Source organism: Amycolatopsis sp. cmx-11-51 (assembly GCF_047608665.1).
In the GTDB taxonomy this organism is placed as follows: domain Bacteria; phylum Actinomycetota; class Actinomycetes; order Mycobacteriales; family Pseudonocardiaceae; genus Amycolatopsis.
In genome coordinates, this window is record NZ_JADNQO010000005.1 from 201,851 (window position 1) to 222,964 (window position 21,114).

General features: G+C 67.6%; 21 protein-coding genes. 4 read left to right on the forward strand and 17 right to left on the reverse strand.

Annotated elements, in window-relative coordinates; all coding sequences use genetic code 11:
• Positions 1-24 precede the first annotated feature (24 nt).
• The 9 genes from ACM6LU_RS20540 to ACM6LU_RS20580 form a co-directional block, all read right to left on the reverse strand.
• Complete coding sequence (locus ACM6LU_RS20540; protein ID WP_414939330.1) at positions 25-279, reverse strand: ATP F0F1 synthase subunit C; 255 nt, start codon at positions 277-279, stop codon at positions 25-27.
• A gap of 60 nt (positions 280-339) precedes the next feature.
• Complete coding sequence (atpB, locus tag ACM6LU_RS20545) at positions 340-1,137, reverse strand: F0F1 ATP synthase subunit A (protein WP_414939331.1); 798 nt, start codon at positions 1,135-1,137, stop codon at positions 340-342.
• A 379-nt stretch (positions 1,138-1,516) separates the two neighbouring features.
• A complete protein-coding gene (locus ACM6LU_RS20550) occupies positions 1,517-1,972 on the reverse strand; it encodes a hypothetical protein (RefSeq protein ID WP_414939332.1) in 456 nt (151 codons plus the stop codon).
• 79 nt (positions 1,973-2,051) lie between these two features.
• Positions 2,052-3,203: a glycosyltransferase family 4 protein gene (locus ACM6LU_RS20555; RefSeq protein ID WP_414939333.1), complete on the reverse strand. Its 1,152-nt coding sequence runs from the start codon at positions 3,201-3,203 to the stop codon at positions 2,052-2,054.
• A 99-nt stretch (positions 3,204-3,302) separates the two neighbouring features.
• Positions 3,303-3,953, reverse strand: a complete 651-nt coding sequence (locus ACM6LU_RS20560; RefSeq protein WP_414939334.1) for an L-threonylcarbamoyladenylate synthase — start codon at positions 3,951-3,953, stop codon at positions 3,303-3,305.
• A gap of 187 nt (positions 3,954-4,140) precedes the next feature.
• The gene (locus ACM6LU_RS20565; RefSeq protein ID WP_414939335.1) at positions 4,141-6,126 is read right to left on the reverse strand and encodes a M6 family metalloprotease domain-containing protein; all 1,986 of its coding nucleotides are present in this window, start codon (positions 6,124-6,126) and stop codon (positions 4,141-4,143) included.
• A 196-nt stretch (positions 6,127-6,322) separates the two neighbouring features.
• A complete protein-coding gene (gene prmC / locus ACM6LU_RS20570) occupies positions 6,323-7,189 on the reverse strand; it encodes a peptide chain release factor N(5)-glutamine methyltransferase (RefSeq protein ID WP_076162398.1) in 867 nt (288 codons plus the stop codon).
• Between the two features lie 84 nt (positions 7,190-7,273).
• Positions 7,274-7,822 (reverse strand): HD domain-containing protein, encoded by a 549-nt coding sequence (locus ACM6LU_RS20575; RefSeq protein WP_414939336.1) that lies wholly within the window; start codon positions 7,820-7,822, stop codon positions 7,274-7,276.
• Positions 7,823-7,831: 9 nt separating this feature from the next.
• Positions 7,832-7,975, reverse strand: a complete 144-nt coding sequence (locus tag ACM6LU_RS20580) for a hypothetical protein (RefSeq protein ID WP_414939337.1) — start codon at positions 7,973-7,975, stop codon at positions 7,832-7,834.
• Between the two features lie 385 nt (positions 7,976-8,360).
• Between ACM6LU_RS20580 and ACM6LU_RS20585 the strand changes: the two genes are divergently transcribed.
• The 3 genes from ACM6LU_RS20585 to ACM6LU_RS20595 all read left to right on the forward strand — a co-directional run bounded on the left by ACM6LU_RS20585 (position 8,361) and on the right by ACM6LU_RS20595 (position 12,038).
• Positions 8,361-9,794 (forward strand): hypothetical protein, encoded by a 1,434-nt coding sequence (locus ACM6LU_RS20585; RefSeq protein WP_414939338.1) that lies wholly within the window; start codon positions 8,361-8,363, stop codon positions 9,792-9,794.
• Between the two features lie 311 nt (positions 9,795-10,105).
• Positions 10,106-10,735 carry a hypothetical protein gene (locus ACM6LU_RS20590; RefSeq protein ID WP_414939339.1) on the forward strand — a complete coding sequence of 210 codons (630 nt, stop codon included), beginning with the start codon at positions 10,106-10,108 and terminating at the stop codon, positions 10,733-10,735.
• A gap of 565 nt (positions 10,736-11,300) precedes the next feature.
• Complete coding sequence (locus ACM6LU_RS20595) at positions 11,301-12,038, forward strand: hypothetical protein (RefSeq protein WP_414939340.1); 738 nt, start codon at positions 11,301-11,303, stop codon at positions 12,036-12,038.
• Positions 12,039-12,112: 74 nt separating this feature from the next.
• Here ACM6LU_RS20595 and ACM6LU_RS20600 read toward each other — a convergent pair whose 3' ends face one another.
• The 3 genes from ACM6LU_RS20600 to rpmE all read right to left on the reverse strand — a co-directional run bounded on the left by ACM6LU_RS20600 (position 12,113) and on the right by rpmE (position 13,887).
• The gene (locus tag ACM6LU_RS20600) at positions 12,113-12,490 is read right to left on the reverse strand and encodes an SCO4402 family protein (RefSeq protein ID WP_414939341.1); all 378 of its coding nucleotides are present in this window, start codon (positions 12,488-12,490) and stop codon (positions 12,113-12,115) included.
• 6 nt (positions 12,491-12,496) lie between these two features.
• A complete protein-coding gene (gene prfA, locus ACM6LU_RS20605; RefSeq protein WP_414939342.1) occupies positions 12,497-13,567 on the reverse strand; it encodes a peptide chain release factor 1 in 1,071 nt (356 codons plus the stop codon).
• Positions 13,568-13,659: 92 nt separating this feature from the next.
• Positions 13,660-13,887, reverse strand: coding sequence for a 50S ribosomal protein L31 (rpmE, locus tag ACM6LU_RS20610; protein ID WP_414939343.1), 228 nt, complete (start codon positions 13,885-13,887; stop codon positions 13,660-13,662).
• A gap of 222 nt (positions 13,888-14,109) precedes the next feature.
• On the opposite strand from rpmE, the gene ACM6LU_RS20615 reads away from it, so the two are divergent.
• Positions 14,110-14,655 (forward strand): CHAP domain-containing protein, encoded by a 546-nt coding sequence (locus ACM6LU_RS20615; RefSeq protein WP_414939344.1) that lies wholly within the window; start codon positions 14,110-14,112, stop codon positions 14,653-14,655.
• 81 nt (positions 14,656-14,736) lie between these two features.
• Here the strand turns inward: ACM6LU_RS20615 and ACM6LU_RS20620 are convergent, their stop codons facing one another.
• From ACM6LU_RS20620 to ACM6LU_RS20640, 5 genes are all read right to left on the reverse strand, one after another.
• Positions 14,737-15,285 carry an AAA family ATPase gene (locus ACM6LU_RS20620; protein ID WP_414939345.1) on the reverse strand — a complete coding sequence of 183 codons (549 nt, stop codon included), beginning with the start codon at positions 15,283-15,285 and terminating at the stop codon, positions 14,737-14,739.
• 107 nt (positions 15,286-15,392) lie between these two features.
• Entirely contained in the window at positions 15,393-17,423 is a 2,031-nt protein-coding gene (rho, locus tag ACM6LU_RS20625; protein WP_414939346.1) for a transcription termination factor Rho, read from the reverse strand.
• Positions 17,424-17,864: 441 nt separating this feature from the next.
• Positions 17,865-18,746, reverse strand: coding sequence for a homoserine kinase (gene thrB / locus ACM6LU_RS20630; RefSeq protein WP_414939347.1), 882 nt, complete (start codon positions 18,744-18,746; stop codon positions 17,865-17,867).
• On the reverse strand, positions 18,743-19,804 hold the full coding sequence (thrC, locus tag ACM6LU_RS20635; RefSeq protein WP_414939348.1) for a threonine synthase: 1,062 nt from the start codon (positions 19,802-19,804) through the stop codon (positions 18,743-18,745). Before thrC ends, thrB begins: the two co-directional genes overlap by 4 nt.
• On the reverse strand, positions 19,801-21,111 hold the full coding sequence (locus ACM6LU_RS20640; RefSeq protein ID WP_414939349.1) for a homoserine dehydrogenase: 1,311 nt from the start codon (positions 21,109-21,111) through the stop codon (positions 19,801-19,803). The genes thrC and ACM6LU_RS20640 overlap by 4 nt, the downstream gene beginning before the upstream one ends.
• Between the last annotated feature and the right edge of the window lie 3 nt (positions 21,112-21,114).

Genomic DNA, 21,114 nt, shown 5'->3' on the forward strand with positions numbered 1-21,114 from the left:
TTAAGCGATGAGCGGAACTCAGCCCTAGGCGGAGGCGAGGAAGTAGATAACAATACCGATCAGCGCGAGCACCTCGGTCAGCACGAAGGTCGAGAAGGCGATGCTCTGCAGCTTGCCCTGGGCCTCCGGCTGACGAGCGGTGCCGTTGATGACGGCGGCGAAGATCAGACCCACACCGATACCGGGGCCGATCGCGCCGAGGCCGTAACCGATGGCCGCGAGACCCTTGTTGAGGTTGATAGCCTCGGTGGCGGCCTGCGCAAGAACGATGTTGCTCACGTGCGTTTCCCTTCAAACTCGGTCCGCGCGACTCACGCGGATCGGGGGCTTTGGTGTTTCTCAGTGCTCCGACGCCAGCGCGGCGCCGATGTACCCTGCGGACAGCAGTGCGAAAATGAATGCCTGCAGGACCTGGATGAATGCCTCCAGGAAGGTCATCGCGATGGCGAAGAGGAACGCCACCGGCGACGCGACCTTCACGATGCCTTCGCCCTCGGTCAGCAGGAAGCTCCCGCCGAGCGTGAAGACCATGATGATCAGGTGCCCGGCGAACATCGCGGCGAAGACTCGGATGGCCAGCGTGGCCGGGGCGATGAAGAACTTCTGCGCGAACTCGATGGTGGAGTACAGCGGCAGAACGAACCCGGGAATGCCCGCCGGTGCCAGTTCTTTCTTCAGGTAACCCTTGAAGCCGTGCCGTTTGAAACCGACGTAGTGGTACACCGGGTAAACGACAAGGAACGCCAGTGCGACCGGGAAGCCGATACGCGCCATCGTCGGGAACTGGAAGAACGGGATGATCCCGAAGAGGTTGTTCACCAGAATGAAGCTGAACAGCCCCAGGATCAGCGGGATGAACGGCTTGAAGTCGGCAGAGCCGATCTGTTCCCGCGCGATGTTGTTGCGGCCGAAGTTGTAAATCGACTCGGCGATGAACTGTCCCTTACCGGGGACGACCTTCAACCGGCGCGACGACACCATGAAGTAGGTGATGAGGATGATCAGGGAGATGACCACCAGCAGCATCGGCTTGGTGAAGCTCAACCAATAGCCGGAGCCGAACAACGGCGGTAGGTTGAAGTCTTTGACGCCTGGCGGCGTGAACTCCGCACCCTCGGCTAGTACCAGCGCGCCCACTGGGCTCCTTCCGGTTCTCCCGGCCGGCGTTCACTCCGCCGGGGGAATCGTCACGATCTGGACTTAACGTACCCGACACGTATCGGGCCGTCGGAGGCGGCCACCCCACGATGTGCTGAACATGGTTTCACGTTCCGCACACGAGGATTCTCGATGCTGCGCCCCGGGAGACAGACGCCTGCCAGCGGGTACGAGGGGACGATTCGACACCGTCGCCACACTGCTGTTCGGGGTTCGTCATCGGGGAGCCGGCAGCCGAGGCCGCCGCCCATACGCGGACCATATCAGCAGGTCCGGACGGGCCGTACAGGCGTACTACATTGCCCCCGATCGGCCGAGGACCTAGGTCCCGTCCCAGGTCAGGACCTAGGTCCCCCGATCAGCGGGAAGCGGGGATGATCGTCGGGATCTTGGTCTTGCGGAACGCCGCGAACTCCACGGCGGCGGCCACGAGGATCGCGACGATCATGGTGACGCCGAGCGCCATCGGGTAAATCGCGGTCACGCCGCGAAGCAGGCTCAGCGCCGCGAAAAGGAGGATGAGCTTGAGCACGTAACCACCGAGAGCGATCACCATCACGAACATCGGGTCCATACCCGCGCTGAAGCGCATGAGGCCCAGCGTCGCGATAGCGGACCCGAGGGCGAGCACACCGCCGATGACCGAGCCGAGCAGGCCAGGGAGTCCATTGAGGATGGTGAACACCACGACGCAGATCAGCACCGCGGGCGGAACCAGCTTCAGGGAAGCCTTCATCATCGCGTTGGCCGCCTGCAGAACCACCTTGGCGTGGGGGTTCTCCTCCGCCTCGACGGTCTTCTCGGTCTCGCTCACAGAAAGCTCCCTGGTCGTCTCAGCCGAGAAGTGTAGGCCCGCGCCGATCCCGTCTTTCAGGCAGTCTGCTTTCCGCCGTTCAGGCGGTCCGGTTCCGCGACCGCAGCCTGGGGACGACCGACACCAGGGTCGCCAGCAGGAAACCGAATCCGACGATCCAGAAAACCGCGGCGTCGTCGAACAACGTCACCGAGACGGCGCCGAACGCGAGCAGACCCGCCCACAAGTAGATGAGCAGCACCGCGCGGCGCTGCGAGTGGCCGATCTCCAGCAGGCGGTGGTGCAGGTGCATCTTGTCCGCGGCGAACGGGCTTTCGCCGCGGCGGGTGCGGCGGATGACCGCCATGATCAAGTCGAGCAGCGGCACGAACAGCACCGCGGCGACCACCACGAGCGGGGACAGCAGCGCGAGCGCGTCCTTACCACTGAACTGCGGGTACGGCACCCGGCCCGACGCGGACGTCGTCGCACCGGCCAGCATGAGGCCGATCATCATCGAGCCCGAGTCGCCCATGAAGATCTTCGCGGGCTGGAAGTTGTACGGCAGGAAGCCAAGACAGGCCCCGGCGAGCGTGGCCGCGATGAGGGCGGGCGGGTACGCGCCGACGTCGCCACCCGAGGAGTCGAGCAGGCCGAGGGAGAACGAGCAGGTCGCCGCGGCGGCGATGAAGCCGAGGCCGCCGGCGAGCCCGTCGAGGCCGTCGACGAAGTTCATCGCGTTGACCATCACGACCACCAGGACGACGGTCAGCAGCGCGCCCTGGTTCTTGTCCAGCACCAGGACCTGGCCGAAGGAATCGCTCCCGCCGCCCCACGGCACCCAGAACGACACCCATTGCACGCCGAAGATCACCAGGATCCCGGCGCACATGACCTGACCGGCCAGCTTCGTCCAGGCGTCCAGTTCGAACCGGTCGTCGAGCGCGCCGATCAGGGAGATCACGCCCGCGGCGAGCAGGACGCCCAGCGAGTCGAAGGAGAAGTCGAAGCCGCGGCTCAGCGCGGGCAGCTGGTGCGCGAGCCCCATCGCCGCTGCGACGCCCAGGAAGATGCCGATGCCGCCCATGCGCGGGATCGGCGTGACGTGGACGTCGCGGGCCCGCGGGTTCGCGATCGCGCCGATCCGGATGGCGAACCGCCGCACGACTCCGGTGAGCAGGAAGGTAACGGCCGCCGCGGTGAGGGCGACGAGGATGTACTCCCGGATCGGGAGGCCTTGCGTAGGAGGCATGGTGCGTTACGCCGCCGAGGTCCAAGTCACTCGAACACGCTACCGCGCCAGGGGGATACGGCGGCGGACGGTACTAGGACTCGGGGATCAGGCCGTGTCCTAAGCGAGTGACTCCGCGGGCACTCCCAGTACTTCCGCGATCGCGGCGCGGCTGACCGCGCCCTCCCGCAGGATGACCGGGTCGTCGCCGGTGAGATCGACCATCGAGGACGGAACGGGGTCGCCTGTGGACCCGCCGTCGAGGTAGACCGCGACGCTGTCGCCCAATTGGTCGACGGCTTCCTGTGCGTTCGACGCCGGTGGCTGACCGGAGACGTTGGCACTGGAGACGGCCATCGGGCCGACGTCACGCAGCAGTTCCAGCGCGACCGGGTGCAGCGGCATGCGCAGCATCACCGTTCCGCGTGACTGGCCCAGGTCCCACTGCAGGCTCGGCGCGTGCGGCAGGACGATGGAGAGATCGCCGGGCCAGAAGGCCTCGATGAGCGCGCGAGCCGCCGGCGGCGTGCCGAGCACCAGCCCGTCCACAGTGGACCAGGAGCCGACGAGGACACCGACCGGCATGTCCGGGCCGCGGTTCTTGGCCCGCAGGAGTGACTGGACGGCGCCGCTGTCGAAGGCGTCCGCGCCGATGCCGTAGACCGTGTCGGTCGGCAGGACGACGAGACGGCTGGAGCGGACCGCGCTCGCCGCCGCGGCGAGCCCGTCGGCCCGTGATTCACGCTTGCTGCAGTCGTACACCGCGCTCATGGCAGATGAGCGTAGTCCTGCGCTATTCGGGGGCTCGCGAAGGTGCGCTAGACGCACGAAAAGAGGCCTTCGCGTCTCGCAGGTCAGTTGAGTCGTTAGAGGCGGCTGAAGGGAGCTTTCCCCGCATGGCATGCGGGGAAAGCTCCCTTCACCGCGTGAGATGCGGGGAAAGTCCCCTTCAGCCCCTCTAGAAGGCGAAAGCGGTACAGAACGACGTCGCCGTCTTGCCCGGATCGGCGATCGACGTCGCGGTCAGCTTGATCTGCGCGACGTGGTCACCGCCCCCGGCCCGTTTGGCGTGCGCCGTCGCCGACGACCGCCCGCCGAACGGGACGGTGGACAGCTCGTTCGGCAGCCGGACCTCCCAGCCCTTCGCCGTGGTGGACGCGCTCAGGCGGTAGGTGTCGGTGTTGTACGGCGCGGCCGAGCCCTTCGCGTTGCCCGTGTTGAACACCGGGAACGAGCAGGTCGCGATCCCCTGCTTGGCGAACGCCGGGATCGACGGCCACAGCGAAACGCCCCTGGCCTGCGAGCCGGCGCCGTCGAGCGAGGCCACCGTGACGACGTAGGACAGCACGCCCTTGCGGTCGCGCTCGACGTCCGAGACCAGGAACTTCAGCCGGTTCGCCTCGTCGGTGTACTCGTACTTGCTCGCCGAGCCGGTGCCCGCCTTGAACGCGGCGTCGTTGAGCTGGCGGTAGTCGCCGATGGGGATCGGGACCGGGGTGCCGTCCGGCTTCTTGTAGTCGGTCATGCCGATGTCGGCCGGATGCGCGTCGACGATCCATTCGAACGGCGCGTTGTCCTGGTTCTTCGTCTTCGCGATGAGAACGCCGGAATCGGGAGCGAAGGAATCACTGCCCATCCGATCGACGACCTCGACGGTGTAGTTGTGGTAGCCGCCGCCGTCGCAGAAGGGATCCTTCGAGCGATCGCATTTCGGCGAAAGGTCCCCGCCGCTGAGCGCGATGTTGATTCCGCTGTAGGCGCCCTGTCCCGGCAGGACCGAACGCGCCGTGATCCGCGTCGAGACCGGGCCGGTCTTGGCGAGCTGGTTCCGGTCGAGTTTGAGCACGTCTTCGGGGTCGATGATGTCGAGCTTCATCTTGGTGCGCAGCATGTGGTGCGATCCCATCGAGCCGCCCTGCGTCGCCGGGATCTGCCAGCGGGTGTGCGGTCCGCCGGGGCCGTTGAAGCTGCCGCGCGACATCATCTCCCACGGACCGGTGTAGGTCCTGGACGGCGGAGTGCCGAACGGGTTGTTGTAGTTGTCGCCGATGCCGAGGATGTGGCTCAATTCGTGCGCGTAAACCGCCTGACCCGAGCTTTCCGCCTGGGTCGAGGAACCGGTGACCGCGTTCGGCCAGATGCTCGCCGCGGATTTCCACGAAGTCCACGGGACGTAGCGGGTGGATGCGGCGTTCGGCATTCCCGCGACACCGGGACCGAACTCGTCGGGCACGTTCCCCGGCTCACCGAATTTCATCACGCCGAATTCCTGCCAGGTCGCGCTCTCGTCCTGGCCCGCGGAAAGATAGAAGATGAAGTCGAACTGCTTGGAGACGTCACCCACGTCCGCCCGCCAGGCGGCGCCCGCGTCGGCGCGCAGGTCACGCTTGCAGTTCGCGGCAGGCGGACACGCGTCCGGCTGGAACTCCATGCCGTATTCGAAGGACTTGCCGGGCAGCCGGTACGGTCCGAACGCGGTCAGTTCGACGCCCATCCTGCCGCCGGAGTCCTCCATCCAGTACTCGTTGATCGTATGCCCCTGGTTGAGCGCCTGGGGCTTGTTGAGGAAGTCCTGGTAGAACTTCGCCACGTTCGCGCGGGGGATGTTGCTGGCGGCGGGGCCGGGGTTGCCGAACACCGTCGAATGCGGGGCCTGCGTGACGGCGAACTCCTGGTCCGGGTAGTCCGCGAGCACCACGGCGCCCTTGAACGTCCGCTTGGTCGGCTTCAGCGCGGGATCGGCCCAGTTGGTGCCGGGCGGCTTGCGGTAGTCGTCCCACGTCATGTGGTCCTGGTTCTCCCAGGTCGACCCGTCGATGGGGGCGGGCCAGCCCTTCACCGGCACCGCGGCGGACGCGGGCTGGGCGACCAAAGCGGGCAACAGGGTGACGGCGGCGAGGACGGCGAGTGTTTTGAGTGGAGCTCGTCGGAGAGACGATCGCATCGGGGTACCTCCCAGTCGGACCGCCGATGAGGCGGCCGTGATCGACGGTAGGAGGTGGGCTTTGCCCTGGGCACCGCCGGAAGTCGTGAGTCCCGCTAACCATCCGGCGGCCCCTCTCCCGCGTTTAGTCCTCTAGTTGCGGTACTTGCACGTGCAACTACCGCAACTAGAGGACTAACCGCGGGAGAGACGGGTGTCAGGAGACGCGCAGGGCGGTGACGAAACGCGGGCGACCGGCGAGGTCGAGGTGCCCCCGGACGTCGGTCAGCACCCGGCGCGCCCGCACCAGCGCCGGGACGGCGGAGCCGTGCGTGTCGTCGTGCTCGATCGCCATCCCGCCGGTGGGCCGCAGCAGCCGCGCGGCGGCGGCGATCGCGTGCCGGATCACCGCCAGGCCGCTCTCCTCCGCGAACACCGCCCGCGCCGGGTCGTGCTCGGCGACCTCGGCGGGCACCGGCGTGCCTTCGGGCACGTACGGCGGGTTGCACAGGACCAGGTCGACGAGCCCGTCGAGTTCGGCGAACATCGTGCTGTCGGCGACGTCGCCGGAGTACAGCCGGATGGGTGTGTCCCCCGCGTCGGCGTGGACGTCGGCGTTGTGCCGGGCCCAGGCGAGCGCCTGCGCGTCGATGTCGACGGCGTAGACGACGGCGTCCGGCCGCGCGTGCTGCACGGCCAGCGCCAGCGCGCCCGAGCCGGTGCACAGGTCGACCACCACCGGGTACTCGCGTCCGTGCAGCAGTTTGAGACCCCATTCCAGGAGCAGTTCGGTCTCCGGCCGCGGGACGAACACCCCGGCGCCGACGTTGACCGTGATGTCGCCGAGCGCGGCCCAGCCGGTGAGGTACTGCAGCGGGATCCGCTTGGCCCGCTGGTTCACGAGCTGGCCGATCGCGTCGATGACCGGCGGGTCCACCAGCGGCACCATCGGCAGGCGGCCACGTTCGACGCCGAGGACATGGGAGGCGATGATCTCCGCGTCCGAGCGGGGTGACGCCACCCCGGCCTCGGTGAGAATGCGGGTCGCTTCCATGATGGCGAGGCGCAACGGCTGCCGGTTCACTGGTGTTCCTTCACAGGGTCAAGCCTGACATACGAGGCACGCGTGCCGCGGTCGATACACGCGGGCTCAGGGTATCGATTCCTTTCAGCGCACCCGCCACGAGAGTGACGACAACGTCAGCGCCGCTTCGGCCACTCGCCGCGCGAGGTCGGTCTGAAGGCTCTTCGTCGCCGAAGCGATCCACTCGTCGACGTTCTGTACGCCGATATCGCGGTACTCGACGGCCTGGAGCAGCATCTCGAGTTTGTCCGCGTCGCGTGCGTAGAGCGCCTCCGGGCTCTTCGCGGTCTCGTATTCGTCGACGGCCTCGCGCACCGAGTCGCGCGCGGCGCCGGGAAGTGCCGACGTCTGCGCGGCGGTGATCGCCCGCGGGTCCGGCTTCTCGACGAAACCCTTGATCGTATGCGGGAGGTCCCCGGTCCGCGTCTCCTGCGTGTCGTGCCAGAGCGCGAGGTACGCCGCCTTCGCCGGGTCGGCGCCGCCCTCGGCCGCCAGCAGGCCTGCCAGCTGCGCGACCCGCGTGGTGTGCTCGGCGACCGATTCGGGATCACGGACCCCCGCCTGCCACCACCCGGCCCGCCGGATCCGTTTGAGCACACCCAGTTCGAACCCGAACCTGGCCAGGGCTTCCACGCTGCTCCCCTACGCGTCGACGGTGAGATATCCGGCCAGTGTCCCGCGACGCCGCCTGAGCGTGTCGATGTGGTCGTCCATCTCGGCCAGTTCGCGCCGGATCTCCGCCACGACCGTCGGGCACAGGTCGAGTTGCGGCAGTTCGCCGTTCACGCACGGCGCACCATGACGATGACCTGCGTGGCCAGCCCGGCCGCGAGCAGCGCGCGGATCTGCCTCACGGTGATGACCGCGTCGTCGTGAAGGTGCGGTGTGCTTGACCTTCACCCTCGATGGCCTCGCCCGCACCCGGCACCGGAGCCGCAGTTCGCGCCGCGACCCGGCACCCCGGGTTCACGAAACCGGACAACCGGCTCTCGCTGGGCGGCGTCCGGCGGCTGTTGGCGAAGTTCCTCACCTTCGCCGCCACTGGTGAGAAGCAACGGCATCGGCGTCGAGGCCCGCGACGGATGGCTCGGCGTGATCCAGAAGTTCCTCTCCTCAAGCGTTGGAGAGGGCACGAACTGATCACCCTCCGGAATCTTCTAAGGTGACGCGGGTGAAGACCTGGGAAATCCGACTGACCTCAGGCGTATTTCTAGCCGCACTCGGGGTCCTACTCGTCCGTTTCCTGGTTCCGCGCCCGATCGGCATGGCGGACAACGGCGACGGCTGGCGCATCCTGTGCCAGCTCGGCGCCCGCGAGCTGAACCGGCCTTCGGAATACTTCGTCCGCTTCTCCTACGGCCCCGCCCCGGCCTGCAACAGCGATTACATCTCCAGCCAGAGCTGGATCGACAAGATCGCCAGCGAGGTCGGGCAGCTGCTCGGCTCGTCGGCGATCCTGAACCTGCTGGTGCTGGGCGTGCTGGGCTGTCTGCTGGTCGCGGGCGGGATCGCCGCGATCGTCGTCGGCCTGCGCCTCTCGGTCCGGAACAGCGTCATCGCCACGGCCGCGCTGCTGCTGGTCGCCGCGGACTCGGCCTTCTTCGGGTACTTCGCCTCCGTGCTGAGCGAGGGCGCCGCGTTCGTCGGGATGCTCCTGCTCGCCGGCGGGCTCCTGCTGATGCACCGCACCGGGCCGTGGCGCTACACCGGCGCCGCGGTCACCGTGCTCGGCGCGATGATCGGCATCAACGCGAAGTCGCAGACGCTGCTGCTGATCCCGCTGTTCGCGCTCGCGCTGCTGTTCGTCCGCCCGGCGGGCAGCCGCGGTCTCGCCCGGTGGGCGTTGCCGCTGGCCGTGCTCGCCGTCGTCGGCACGGGTACCGCGCTGGTGCAGGGCGCGGGCGACTCGGCCAACGCTGAGTACCGCGAGGCCAATATGTACCACGTCGTGTTCAACGGGATCGTGGACGGAAACCACGACACCACCGCTGACCTCGCCGCGCTGGGCCTCCCGCCGGAGTTCGCCCGGTACGTCGGCACAGGCTGGTGGAGCGCGAACGCAGCGTGGCGCGACCCCGACTACGCCCAGTACCGCGACAAGATCAGCCGCCGCAACGTCGCCCAGTACTACCTCGATCACCCGGGACGGGTGGTCGAGATGCTGCACAGGTCCGCGCAGGAGACGCTGACCGCACGGGTGCCGAACCTCGGCAGCTTCGGCGAGCACGCCGGGCAGCCACCGCTCGCCAAGGAGTACCGGATCCCGGTGCTGTCCGGGATCACCGGCTCGATCGCGCCGCTGGGGCTGTTCGCCCTGCTGCCGATCTGGCTGCTCATCGGCTGGGCCGGGCTGCGAGCCTTCCGTAATCGCGCCGGGCGCCGCGACGTCGGCATCGTGGTGCTCATGTTCCTGCTCTTCGCGATGGGCCAGCTCCTGGTCTCCGGTCTCGCGGAAGGCATCGAGAACGTCAAGCACCAGCAGCTGACGATCTACCCGACCCTGCTCGCCGCCGCCTTCGCCGCACTCTCGTTCCTGCCTCGGCGCCAGGAAGAGGTGCCGGTCGCCGAGGAACACGAGCCGGAGACGGCGTCCATCTCCGGCTGACGCTCATCCGCAGGTTTGTGCGTTCTCGGGGTTCCGGTCGTATCGCAGTCCACTTCGACCGACTGAGTGGACGAGGTTGTCCCAGACGGTTCAACAAGGACGATGGCGACTACTTGGATCCCATTCCGAACAGCGGACGTACGGGGAGGCCGTTTGCTGGAGCATCGACTCAGCCAAGAAAACAAGACCTACATCGGCCGCAGGGAAGGGGACTTTCGCGGCAACCGCCAGAACCCACTCGCTGAGCGCAGCATGCCGGAGTATGAAGGCCACGAGGCGCGGCTCAAGCAGCTGCGAGGCGGGAGCTGCCCGTGAACCCGCCGCTGGCAGCGAACGATCTGCGAGCCGCCCTGGAGTCACTGGATCATGTCTTCGAGGCGTTCGCCGAAGAGATGGACGGAGAACCGACACTCGGAGAATTCCTCGAAATCCTGAGTATGTCGGTTCAGCCAGGAGACAGCACTCTTGCTGATGCTTCCTTTCCGCTTCTGATGAAGGCGAAGAAGAAGGACGACAGTTGGTACAAAGCTGAGCCTTCAGACAGGGTCGCTTCGCTCAACGACAACACCTTCAGCGTGGCAAGCGCGTTCCTGACACTTCTCATCGACCGGAGTTGTGCAGGTAGCCCCCAGACGATGTCGACCGAAAACCTCGCGAGCCGCATCCTCGAGGTGCTTGAGGCCAGTAACCGTCCCTTCGCCGACATCGCGGGTCGAGAACATTCAGGCTTTGTCCTTAACCTGCGACGAAGAACGCACAGCCGCAGGTCGGCGACGTCGTCGCGATCCCCGCGGAGCCGCGAGGGCATCACTTGGCGGTTGCACTCGGGGCTGACACCATGGGCCTTGCCGTCGGGCTACTGGCAGGCGTCTCCTCTCGACCGCAGGTCGGCGACGTCGGTGCCATCGCGCTCGACACATTCCGATCTACACTGGCCATAGGTTGATCAGGAACAGTACTCGGCCGATTGTCGGAAACTACCCGGCGCTCCTCGAATCGTTCCCTGATCCACCCTAGGTCTATTGGAATGCCGTGACGGGCTCGGGCCATCGGTTCGGTGAGTACGGCGGTGCAGGACCTCTCGAAGGACCATTTCGCCTTCTTGGCAAGGCCGAAGCGAAGGCTGTCGGCCTCCTGGACGGAACCTATCGGGCGACTTATATGGACGAGTACTTCCAGAAGCAACTCAACGAAGGGCGCTTCGACAACGGTCCGGCGCCGAGGTCCTGGCTCTGACCAGTAGGTGTCATGCCGGGCCTACGTTCGCCTAAGACCCGACTTCGCGGCGCCGACGTCGGCCGGCAGATGCTCGACGCGCATCTGCCGGCCGACGTATTGATTTCTGCGAAAGTTTCACCGCTGGAGAAAACCTCGCGACCACATATGACGCCACGCCACAAAACGCGTGTCCTCGAGCACCCTCACAGGACGGGTGTCGTTCCACCCGACGTGCAGTCCGCGTAGGCTTGGCACACCCGCACTCGCCGAAGGGCCAGCGAAATAGTCATGGATCTCCGGGAAACGGAAGTCGTCACGCGGATATCCGCGAATATCGAAACCGGCGATTTCGCCGCCGCCACCGCGCTGGGCGAACGTCTCATCGGTGAGTTCGAAGCCACCGAGCTGGAGATTTGCCGTGCGGACCCCGAAGGCGACTGGAAGGGCTACTCAGTCTCCGTCGGCTATCGCACGCCTCCGGCGAACGGCGAGGAACCCGCCGAGACGCTGCACCGGGCCGCGGTACCGGCGCTTTTCCACTTCGGCCTGAATGCGGAATTCTTCGAAATCCGCGGCACGCCGGAGACCGGCCATTACGGAAGCTACGACGCCTACGACACCCAAGCCGACGGATACACGCTTTATTCACTGATGGCGGCCGTCGGCGGCACCGATCCGCGCGAACCGGCGTACGTCCCCCGGCACGATTTCACCCCGCGTGAGGAAACAGATGTCATTTCGCGGGTGCATCTTTACGTCCCCACCGGCGACCTACGGCTGGCCGTGGACCTGTGCGGCGGGCCCGCGACCGACCTTTCGGCGTCGCTGGTCCGGATCAGCACGGACGCGGGGCCCTGCGAAGCGGTGCTGCTGTCGGCTTTCCCTGCCGTCGCCGGGGAAAGTGGCGAAGAGGCGCTCCGCCGGGTCACGAACGAGGTGACCGAGCGGCTCTCCCACGTGGGCATGTCCGTCCGGGCCATCCACACCGGACTGGAGGACGACCCGTTCGCCACCGAACCGGGCTAGCTGTGCCGTGATCGTGCCTGCCTGGCGCCATCCTTCGGCAGGCAACACCCGGTCACGCGACACCAGCCGTCCGGCTACCTGGTTTCCGAGAGGACCGCCAAGGCGGCCTTGGCCGCGGCCACCACCTGAGGCCATTCGGCCGAATTCAGGTATTCCTCGTCCGACAGCTTCGTGCCCAGCTTGCCGAACAGGTTCTCGAAAGCGTCGCTCAGCGGACCGAAGACCGCCACCTCACGCTCGTCACGCAAAATGTCGCCGATGGTGTTTTCCGGCGCTTCGAGCATTTGGACATCGTCCAGTGCGTTCAGCTGCGTCGTGAAGTTGTCCAGGCGCGCGGGCCGGCTCTCTCCCCGGACCCACTCTCGCCCTTGGTAATCGACATCCGAGAACGCCTCGACGGCCCTCGCGACCATCTCCCGCATCGCCGGGTACGCGACACTGTCGTCCGACACTGGCCGTCAGCCCGCGTGTTCGGCCAGTCGCTCTTCGCGGTCCGCGGTGATGAGCGCGTCCAGCACGCCGTCGAGGTCGCCGTCGAGGACCTGGTCCAGGTTGTACGCCTTGTAGTTCACCCGGTGGTCGGCGATGCGGTTCTCGGCGAAGTTGTAGGTGCGGACCCGCTCGGAGCGGTCGACGGTGCGGATCTGCGAGCGGCGGGCGTCCGATGCCTTCGTGGCGGCCTCTTCCTCGGCGATCGCCTGGAGGCGGGCCTGCAGCACCTGCAGGGCGCGGGCGCGGTTCTGGATCTGCGACTTCTCGTTCTGACACGAGACGACCACGCCGGTCGGGAGGTGCGTGATGCGCACGGCCGAGTCGGTCGTGTTCACGCTCTGGCCGCCGGGGCCGGACGAGCGGTAGACGTCGATCCGCAGGTCGTTCGGGTCGATCTCGACCTCGACGTCCTCGGGTTCGGGGTAGATGAGCACGCCGGACGCGGAAGTGTGGATGCGGCCCTGCGATTCGGTGGCCGGCACGCGCTGCACGCGGTGCACCCCGCCCTCGAACTTCAACCGCGCCCAAACGCCGTCGATGGCGGCCGAACGGCTCTTGATGGACACGGTGACGTCCTTGAAGCCGCCGAGGTCCGAGTCGACAGAGTCGAGCACTTCGGCCTTCCAGCCGTGACGCTCGGCGTAGCGCAGGTACATGCGCAGCAGGTCGCCGGCGAACAGCGCCGACTCCTCGCCACCTTCACCCGATTTGATCTCCATGACCACGTCGGAGCCGTCGTACGGGTCGCGCGGCAGGAGCAGTTCGGTGAGCTTGGCCTCGAGCACGGGGATCTTGGCGGAGATCTCCTCAGCCTCGGCCGCGAAGGTCGCGTCTTCCGACACCAGCTCCTTCGCCGTCTCGAGGTCGTCGCGGGCGGCGTCGAGCTCTCGGACCGTCTTGACGACCGGGCTCAGCTCCGCATATCGGCGGCCGAGCTTGCGCGCGCGTGTCTGATCGGCGTGCACGGACGGATCGGCCAGCTGCTCTTCCAGCTGGGCGTGCTCTTCGAGCAGACCCCTTAGTGAACTCGAATCCACCACTCCACCTCTCAACTGCCCGGGCCAACCAAGGCTGCAACACCACGAAAACGGCGCCTACCCGGACATGCGGGTAGGCGCCGTCGTTCAAGCTACTTGGCGTCTTCGGCCTTTTTGCGCTTGCCGTAGCGAGCCTCGAAGCGCGCGACGCGGCCGCCGGTGTCCATGAGCTTCTGCTTGCCGGTGTAGAACGGGTGGCAGTTGGAGCAGATCTCGACGTGGAGGTTGCCGGAGGTCTTGGTGCTGCGCGTGGTGAAGGTGTTACCGCAGTCGCAGTTCACGTCCGTGACCACGTACTCGGGGTGAATACCGCTTTTCATGGTGTCCTCTCTCGTTGGCCCCGGGTCCCCGAGCGGGGTGAACCGGTGCCGGACTTCAGCGGATGAGTTTGCCAGATGCGCTGGCAGTGGGGTTAACGCACCCCTCCCCCGGCATATTCCGACACGTGGAGTAGTCAACCATCGACACCGAGTTGTACGAAATTTGTACTCGTTCACGAGACCGTCCCCCTGTTGGAAAATACTCCACGGGAGGTTTGCATCATGCGCACTATCCTCGCCAAGGTGGCGAAGCCCGCGTCCGTCGCGGCGCTGGCCATCGCGGCTTTCGCCATGGCTCCGGTCGCCGCGGCCGCTCCGGCCGCCCCCGAAGCGGGCGCCACCATCACCGCCGCCGACATCAACCCCGCGGCGGGCACGTTCACCACGGTGCCCGAGGGAGACCTCACGATCCAGGGCGCCGGAGACGGCACGCCCGCCGGTGCCGTCCAGTGGTTCAAGAACAAAGCCGGCTCCACCGCGTACCAGGGCCTCTGCGAGAAGGCCGTCGAGAACGCGTACGGGACCACTGGCGTCTGGGCCTCGGCCAACGCCCACTGGAACGGCGCGAGCCCGAAGCACACGACCGGAACGCCGCCGAAGGGCTCCTTCGTGTACTGGAACATCAGCCAGTGGGGGCACGTCGGCATCGCCGACGGTTCCGGCGGGATCTACGCCTCCAGCATCGGCGGCAAGATCGGCCACGCGTCGAGCGTGCACTACTTCAACAACTACCGCGGCTGGACTCCTGCCGCCGTCCCGCACCGCTGAGCACCTGATCTCGTGAGTCGTGTAGTGCCCCCGATGTGGCATTGGGGACGTTGAGGGTCTCCAATGCCACATTGGGGGGCACTACACGATCCGCGTTTCAACGGCGGCCGCGGCGTCCAGCCAACGCCTTGTCGCGCGCGGCGAGGTCAGCCGCACCACCGGCACTCCGGGATCCGCGTCCCAGTCGCGGAGGGTCCGCCGTTTGCGGGCGAAGGACCGGAAGTGCCACACGATGATCGAGTCGCCGGAGAACATCCCCCGCAGCGTTTCGACGTTGCCGTTGCAGACCGGGCGACGGGTGACGCAGCGCACCACCGTCCGGCGCACCAGACGGCTCAGCGAAACCCAGCGCGGATAGTCCAGCGCCACGATCAGCTCGGCCCTGGGCAGTGCGATGTCACGCCATTTGGCGAACATGCCATCGATGACCCAGCGGTCCTCGGCGACCAACCGCGCGATCCGGCGCCGCTGTTCCTCGTCGGCCACGGCGATCCAGCCCGGTTCCCAGGCGAGATCGTCATCCACCGAATGCCACGGCAGACCCGTGCGCTCGGCCAGCCGCCGGGCCAGGGTCGTCTTCCCCGAACCGGTGACGCCGTAGACGACGATCCGCTCTGGTAGCGAGCCCATAACGCCCCTGTCTGGCTGCGATCTCGCCGCATCTCAAGTACAGGAAGGCCCCCTTCCTTGCGCCTGGCGCAAGGAAGGGGGCCTTCCTGTACTTCGAGACCGAAAGATCAGTCGTCGTCGTTCGAGCCGAGGGCCGTCTTCGAGACCTGCATGAGGAACTCGAGGTTGGTCTTCGTCTTGCGCAGACGCGAGATCAGCAGGTCGATGGCCTGCTGCGAGTCCAGCGCGTGCAGCACCCGGTGCAGCTTGTGGATGACCGCGAGCTCGTCCGGTGAAAGCAGCAGATCTTCCTTGCGGGTACCGGACGGAGCGATGTCCACCGCGGGGAACACCCGCCGCTCGGCGATCTTCCGGTCGAGCTTGAGGTCCGCGTTCGCGGTGCCCTTGAACTCCTCGAAGATGACCGTGTCACCGGTGGACCCGGTCTCGACCATCGTCGTGGCGAAGATCGTCAGCGAGCCGCCGTTCTCGATGTTGCGTGCCGCGCCGAGGAAACGCTTCGGCGGGAACAACGCCGTCGAGTCGACACCACCCGAGAGGATCCGGCCGGATGCCGGAGCCGCCAGGTTGTACGCACGACCCAGACGAGTGATCGAGTCGAGCAGCACGACGACGTCGTGTCCCATCTCGACCAGGCGCTTCGCCCGCTCGATGGCCAGCTCCGCGACCGAGGTGTGGTCGGACGGCGGACGGTCGAAGGTGGAGGCGATGACCTCACCCTTCACCGACCGCTGCATGTCGGTGACCTCTTCCGGACGCTCGTCGACGAGGACGACCATCAGGTGGCACTCGGGGTTGTTCGTGGAGATCGCGTTCGCGATGTCCTGCATGATCGTGGTCTTACCCGCCTTCGGCGGAGACACGATCAGGGCACGCTGCCCCTTGCCGACCGGCATCACCAGGTCGATGACGCGGGTGGTGAGCTTGTGCGACTCGGTCTCGAGGCGCAGCCGCTCGTTCGGGTACAGCGGGGTCAGCTTGGTGAACTCGGGACGCCGCTTCGCCTCGTCCGGCTCCAGGCCGTTGATCGAGTCGACGCGCACCAGCGGGTTGAACTTCTGCCGCTGCTGCTCGCCGTCCCGCGGCTGGCGCACGACACCGGTGATGGCGTCACCGCGGCGCAGGCCGTACCTGCGGACCAGCGAAAGCGAAACGTACACGTCGTTCGGCCCGGCGAGGTAGCCCGAGGTACGCACGAACGCGTAGTTGTCGAGCACGTCCAGGATGCCCGCGACGGGCAGCAGGACGTCGTCCTCGCGGATCTCGGTGTCGGGCGAACCGGCCTGTTCACGGCCACCGCCGGCACCCCGGCGGCGACGGTCGCGGAAGCGACGGCCACGACGGCCGCCTTCCTCGTCGTCGTCGGCCTGCTGACCTTGGCCCTGACGCTGGCTGTTGTCCTGGCCACCGCCCTGCTGGTTGCGCTGGCGGTTGTCCTGGCCGCGGTTGTCGCGGTTGCCGTCACGGTTGCCCTGGCGGTTGCCGCCCTGCTCACCACGATCGCCGCGCTCGTTGCGGTCGCCACGGTCGCCGCGTTCGTTCCGCTCGCCGCGCTCACGCTGCTCGCCGCGCTCACGCTGCTCACCACGGTCACGCTGCTGGCCACCCTGCTCGGGTGAACCCGCGGCGCGGTTGGAGCCGCGGCGACGACGGCTACGGCCGCCCTCTTCCTGCTGCGACTGGCCGTCCTGCTGGTTCTCCTGCTGCGCGGGCCGCTCGGCGGCGGGCGCGGAGCCGTTCTCCGAGACCTTTTCGGCCTTCTCGGCGCGTGGGGCTTCGGCCGGGGCGGCTTCCGCCTTCGGCGCTTCGGCCTTCGGGGCCTCCTGCTTCGGGGCCTCCGCCTTGGGTGCTTCGGCCTTGGGGGCCTTCCGTGGCGCGTCGATCCCCTCGAGCGGAAGCGTTTCGCTCGCCGCGGCGGGGGACTTGCGCTTGGTCTTGCCCTGGCGCTCGCGGATAGCCGCGATCAGGTCACCCTTACGCATACCCGTGGTCTCGCCGATGCCAAGGTCCCCAGCGATCGAGCGCAGTTCGGCGACGGTCTTGCCGGTCAATCCGCCGACCGTGCGCTTGGGAGCGACGACGCCGTTCGACTCGGCGGCGCCACCTTCGACGTCGCTCAAAAGATCGGTGTTGCTCACAAATGTCCTTCCTGACCGATCCACGCCTCCAGGTGGATCAGCGGACCGCCGTTCGCGTCCGATTGCGAAACGGCGTATCTGGCCCCCGATACGGGCGATCAGCTCCTCAGCCGTATTGAACACAGCAGAGCTGTTCCAACAGGACCAAGAAAAGGCCTCCAGCACAGGGGTTTGCGTCCTCCAAACGGAGGAAGCGGAATTCGGCACCGCCGGAACCGGGAACCCGCCTGCGTCCCTCCGCCACTCCCGCTTGCCAGGCGGTGTACGGAACTGGCGGATCAACGAAGGATGCGGGCCAAGGATGACACTGTCCACCTGGACCGGCACCGGGTGCGGAAACGCACGGTGATCGAACGCCCCCGAGGGTAGACCGCACCACGGCCCGGTGCAACAACCACCCCCCGCGTGGCGGGACGTGGGGCGTCGCCTGTGACCGAGGCTTTACTGAGCCGCAACCTGAACTCCACCCGGATCGATCGGCAGCTCGGTGACGTCGAAGGATGTGACGTCGACACCCGTCGGGAGTATTCCTTCGGTGGTCAGCGCCAGCACGCTCGGACCGGCCCCGGAAATGGCCGCGGCCACCCCTTCGGCCCTCAAGGCGCGCACGAGTTCGCTGCTCGCCGGGTACGCGGGCGCCCGGTAATGCTGATGGAGCCGATCTTCGGTAGCGGAGAGCAACAGGTCGGGGCGCGCGGTGAGCGCGTGCACCGCGAGCGCCGCACGGCCGGCCGTGAACGCCGCGTCGGCGTGCGGGACCTGGGCGGGAAGCAGTCCGCGCGTCGCGTCGGTCGAGGACCGCAACGCCGGGATCGCGACCACGGGCCGGATGTCGTGGTGCGGCTGGAGACGTTCGGCGCGGAACCGCTCGCCCTCGTTCCAGGCCACCACGAAGCCGCCCAGCAGGCTCGCCGCGGCGTTGTCGGCGTGCCCTTCGAACTCGGCCGCCAGTTGCAGCGCGTCGTCGTCCAGGGCCTTCTCAGCCAGCGCGTACGCCGCCGCGACACCGGTCACGACGGCGGCCGCGGACGAGCCGAGGCCGCGGGAGTGCGGGATGGCGTTGAAGCAGCGCAGGTGCAGGCCCGGCGGCCGGAGGCCGAGGTGCTCGCAGCCGCGCCGGAAAGCACGGACGACCAGGTGCGATTCGCCGGTCGGGACGTCGTCCACGTCGCCCGCGCCGACGTCGATCACCTCGATCTTGAGCCCCGCGTCGGTGATCTGGAATTCGACCCGGTCGTAGAGCGCCAGCGCCAGTCCCAGCGTGTCGAACCCCGGGCCGAGGTTCGCCGAAGACGCCGGGACCTTGACCTCGATCAGCGTCATCGCAGGTCCAGCGCGGCGGCGACGGCGGTGGGGTCGACGGCGAGCGGTTCGACCTCGACGTTGCCTTCCAGCGCCGTGGCCGGGTCCTTCAGGCCGTGTCCGGTGACGGTGCACACAACGGTCGAGCCCTTCGGCAGGCGTCCGTCGGCGGCCGTCGCGAGCAGGCCCGCGACGCTGGTCGCCGAAGCGGGCTCGACGAACACGCCCTCCTTGCGGGCGAGCAGCCGATACGCCTCGAGGATCTTCTCGTCGGTGATCGCCTCGAACAGCCCGGAAGAGGCGTTCTTCGCCTTCATCGCGCCGTCCCAGGACGCGGGGCTGCCGATGCGGATCGCGGTCGCGATGGTGTCCGGATCGGCCACCGGCTCGCCGTGCACGAGCGGCGCGGCACCGGCCGCCTGGAAACCGAACATGCGCGGGGTGTTCTTCACCACACCGTCCCCGGCGTACTCGGAATATCCCGCCCAGTAAGCGGTGATGTTGCCCGCGTTGCCCACCGGCAGACAGTGGATGTCCGGCGCCTTGCCGAGTACGTCGCAGATCTCGAACGCGGCCGACTTCTGACCGGCGATACGCACCGGGTTGACCGAGTTGACCAAGGTCACCGGGTAATCGATCGCGGTCTTCTGCGCCAGTTCGAGGCAGTCGTCGAAGTTGCCGTCCACCTGCAGGATCCGCGCGCCGTGCTGCACGGCCTGAGCGAGTTTGCCCATCGCGATCTTGCCCTGGGGCACCAGCACCGCGCAGGTGAGCCCGGCACGGGCCGCGTAGGCGGCGGCCGACGCCGACGTGTTGCCGGTGGAGGCGCAGATGACCGCCTGCAGCCCGCTGGCGAGCGCGTGCGTGATGGCGACGGTCATCCCGCGGTCCTTGAACGACCCGGTCGGGTTCACGCCTTCGACCTTGAGGTAGACCTCGCAGCCGGTCAGTTCCGAGAGGTGCGCCGCGGGCAGCAACGGGGTGTTGCCCTCGCCGAGGGTGATCACCTTCGCGCCGGGCGGGACCGGGATCCGGTCGGGATAGGCCTGGATGATTCCTGGCCATGGTTGGGGAATCACTGGTCTTCGCCTTCCACACGCATCACACTGACGACCTGGTTGACCACGTCGAGCTTCGCAATGTCGTCCACAGTGGACCGCAGAGCGGCGTCCGGCGCCAGGTGGGTGACGACGACCAGGCTGGCCGTGTCGTTGGCGTCCCGCTGCCGCACCGCGGCGATGCTGACACCGTGCCCGGCGAACGCCTGGGCCACCTGGGCGAGCACGCCCGCTCGATCGGCCACGTCGAGACTGACGTGGTAGCGCGTCGGCGTCTGGCCCATCGGCCTGACCGGGAGCGCGGCGTGCGCGGATTCGCGCGGGCCACGGCCGCCGACGACCCGGTTTCGAGCCACCGCGACGAGGTCGCCGAGCACGGCACTCGCGGTCGGCGCGCCACCGGCGCCCTGACCGTAGAACATCAGCTCACCGGCGGCGTCGGCCTCGACGTAGACGGCGTTGTACGCCCCGCCGACCCCGGCGAGCTGGTGGCCGCGCGGGATCATCACCGGATGCACCCGCGCCGAAACGGATTCGGCGCCGTCGTCGGAGGTGACGCGCTCGCAGATCGCGAGCAGTTTCACCGTGCGGCCCAGCACGTTCGCCGCGGCGAGGTCCGACGCGGTGACGTCGGCGATGCCCTCGCGATGCACGTCGGAGGCCGTGACACGGGTGTGGAACGCGAGCGAGGCGAGGATCGCGGCCTTGGACGCGGCGTCGTAGCCGTCGACGTCGGCCGTCGGGTCCGCCTCGGCGTATCCGAGCCTGCTGGCCTCTTCCAGCGTTTCCGCGTAGCCCGCGCCGGTCTGGTCCATCGCGGAGAGGATGAAGTTGGTGGTGCCGTTGACGATGCCCATCACTCGGGTGATGCGGTCGCCCGCCAGCGATTCGCGCAGCGGGCGCAGCAACGGGATCGCCCCGGCGACGGCGGCCTCGAAGTACAGGTCCACGCCGGACGCGTCGGCGGCCTCGAACAGCTCCGCGGCATGCTCGGCCATCAGCGCTTTATTGGCCGTGACAACGGATTTTCCGGCCTTGAGCGCGTCGACCAGCCACTGCCGCACCGGCTCGATCCCGCCGACCAGCTCGACGACCACGTCGACGTCGTCGGAGGTGACGAGCTTCGTCACGTCGGAGGTCACCAGCTCCGGTGGCAGCTCGGGGTGCTTGTCGGGGCGCCGCACCGCGATGCCTGCCAGCTCCACCCTGGCGCCGGCCCTGGCGGCGAGCTCATCGGCCTGCTCGGTGAGCAGCCGGACGACCTCACCGCCGACCGTCCCACAGCCGAGCAGGGCGACCCTGATCACGCGTCCGTCCACAGTAGACACTTG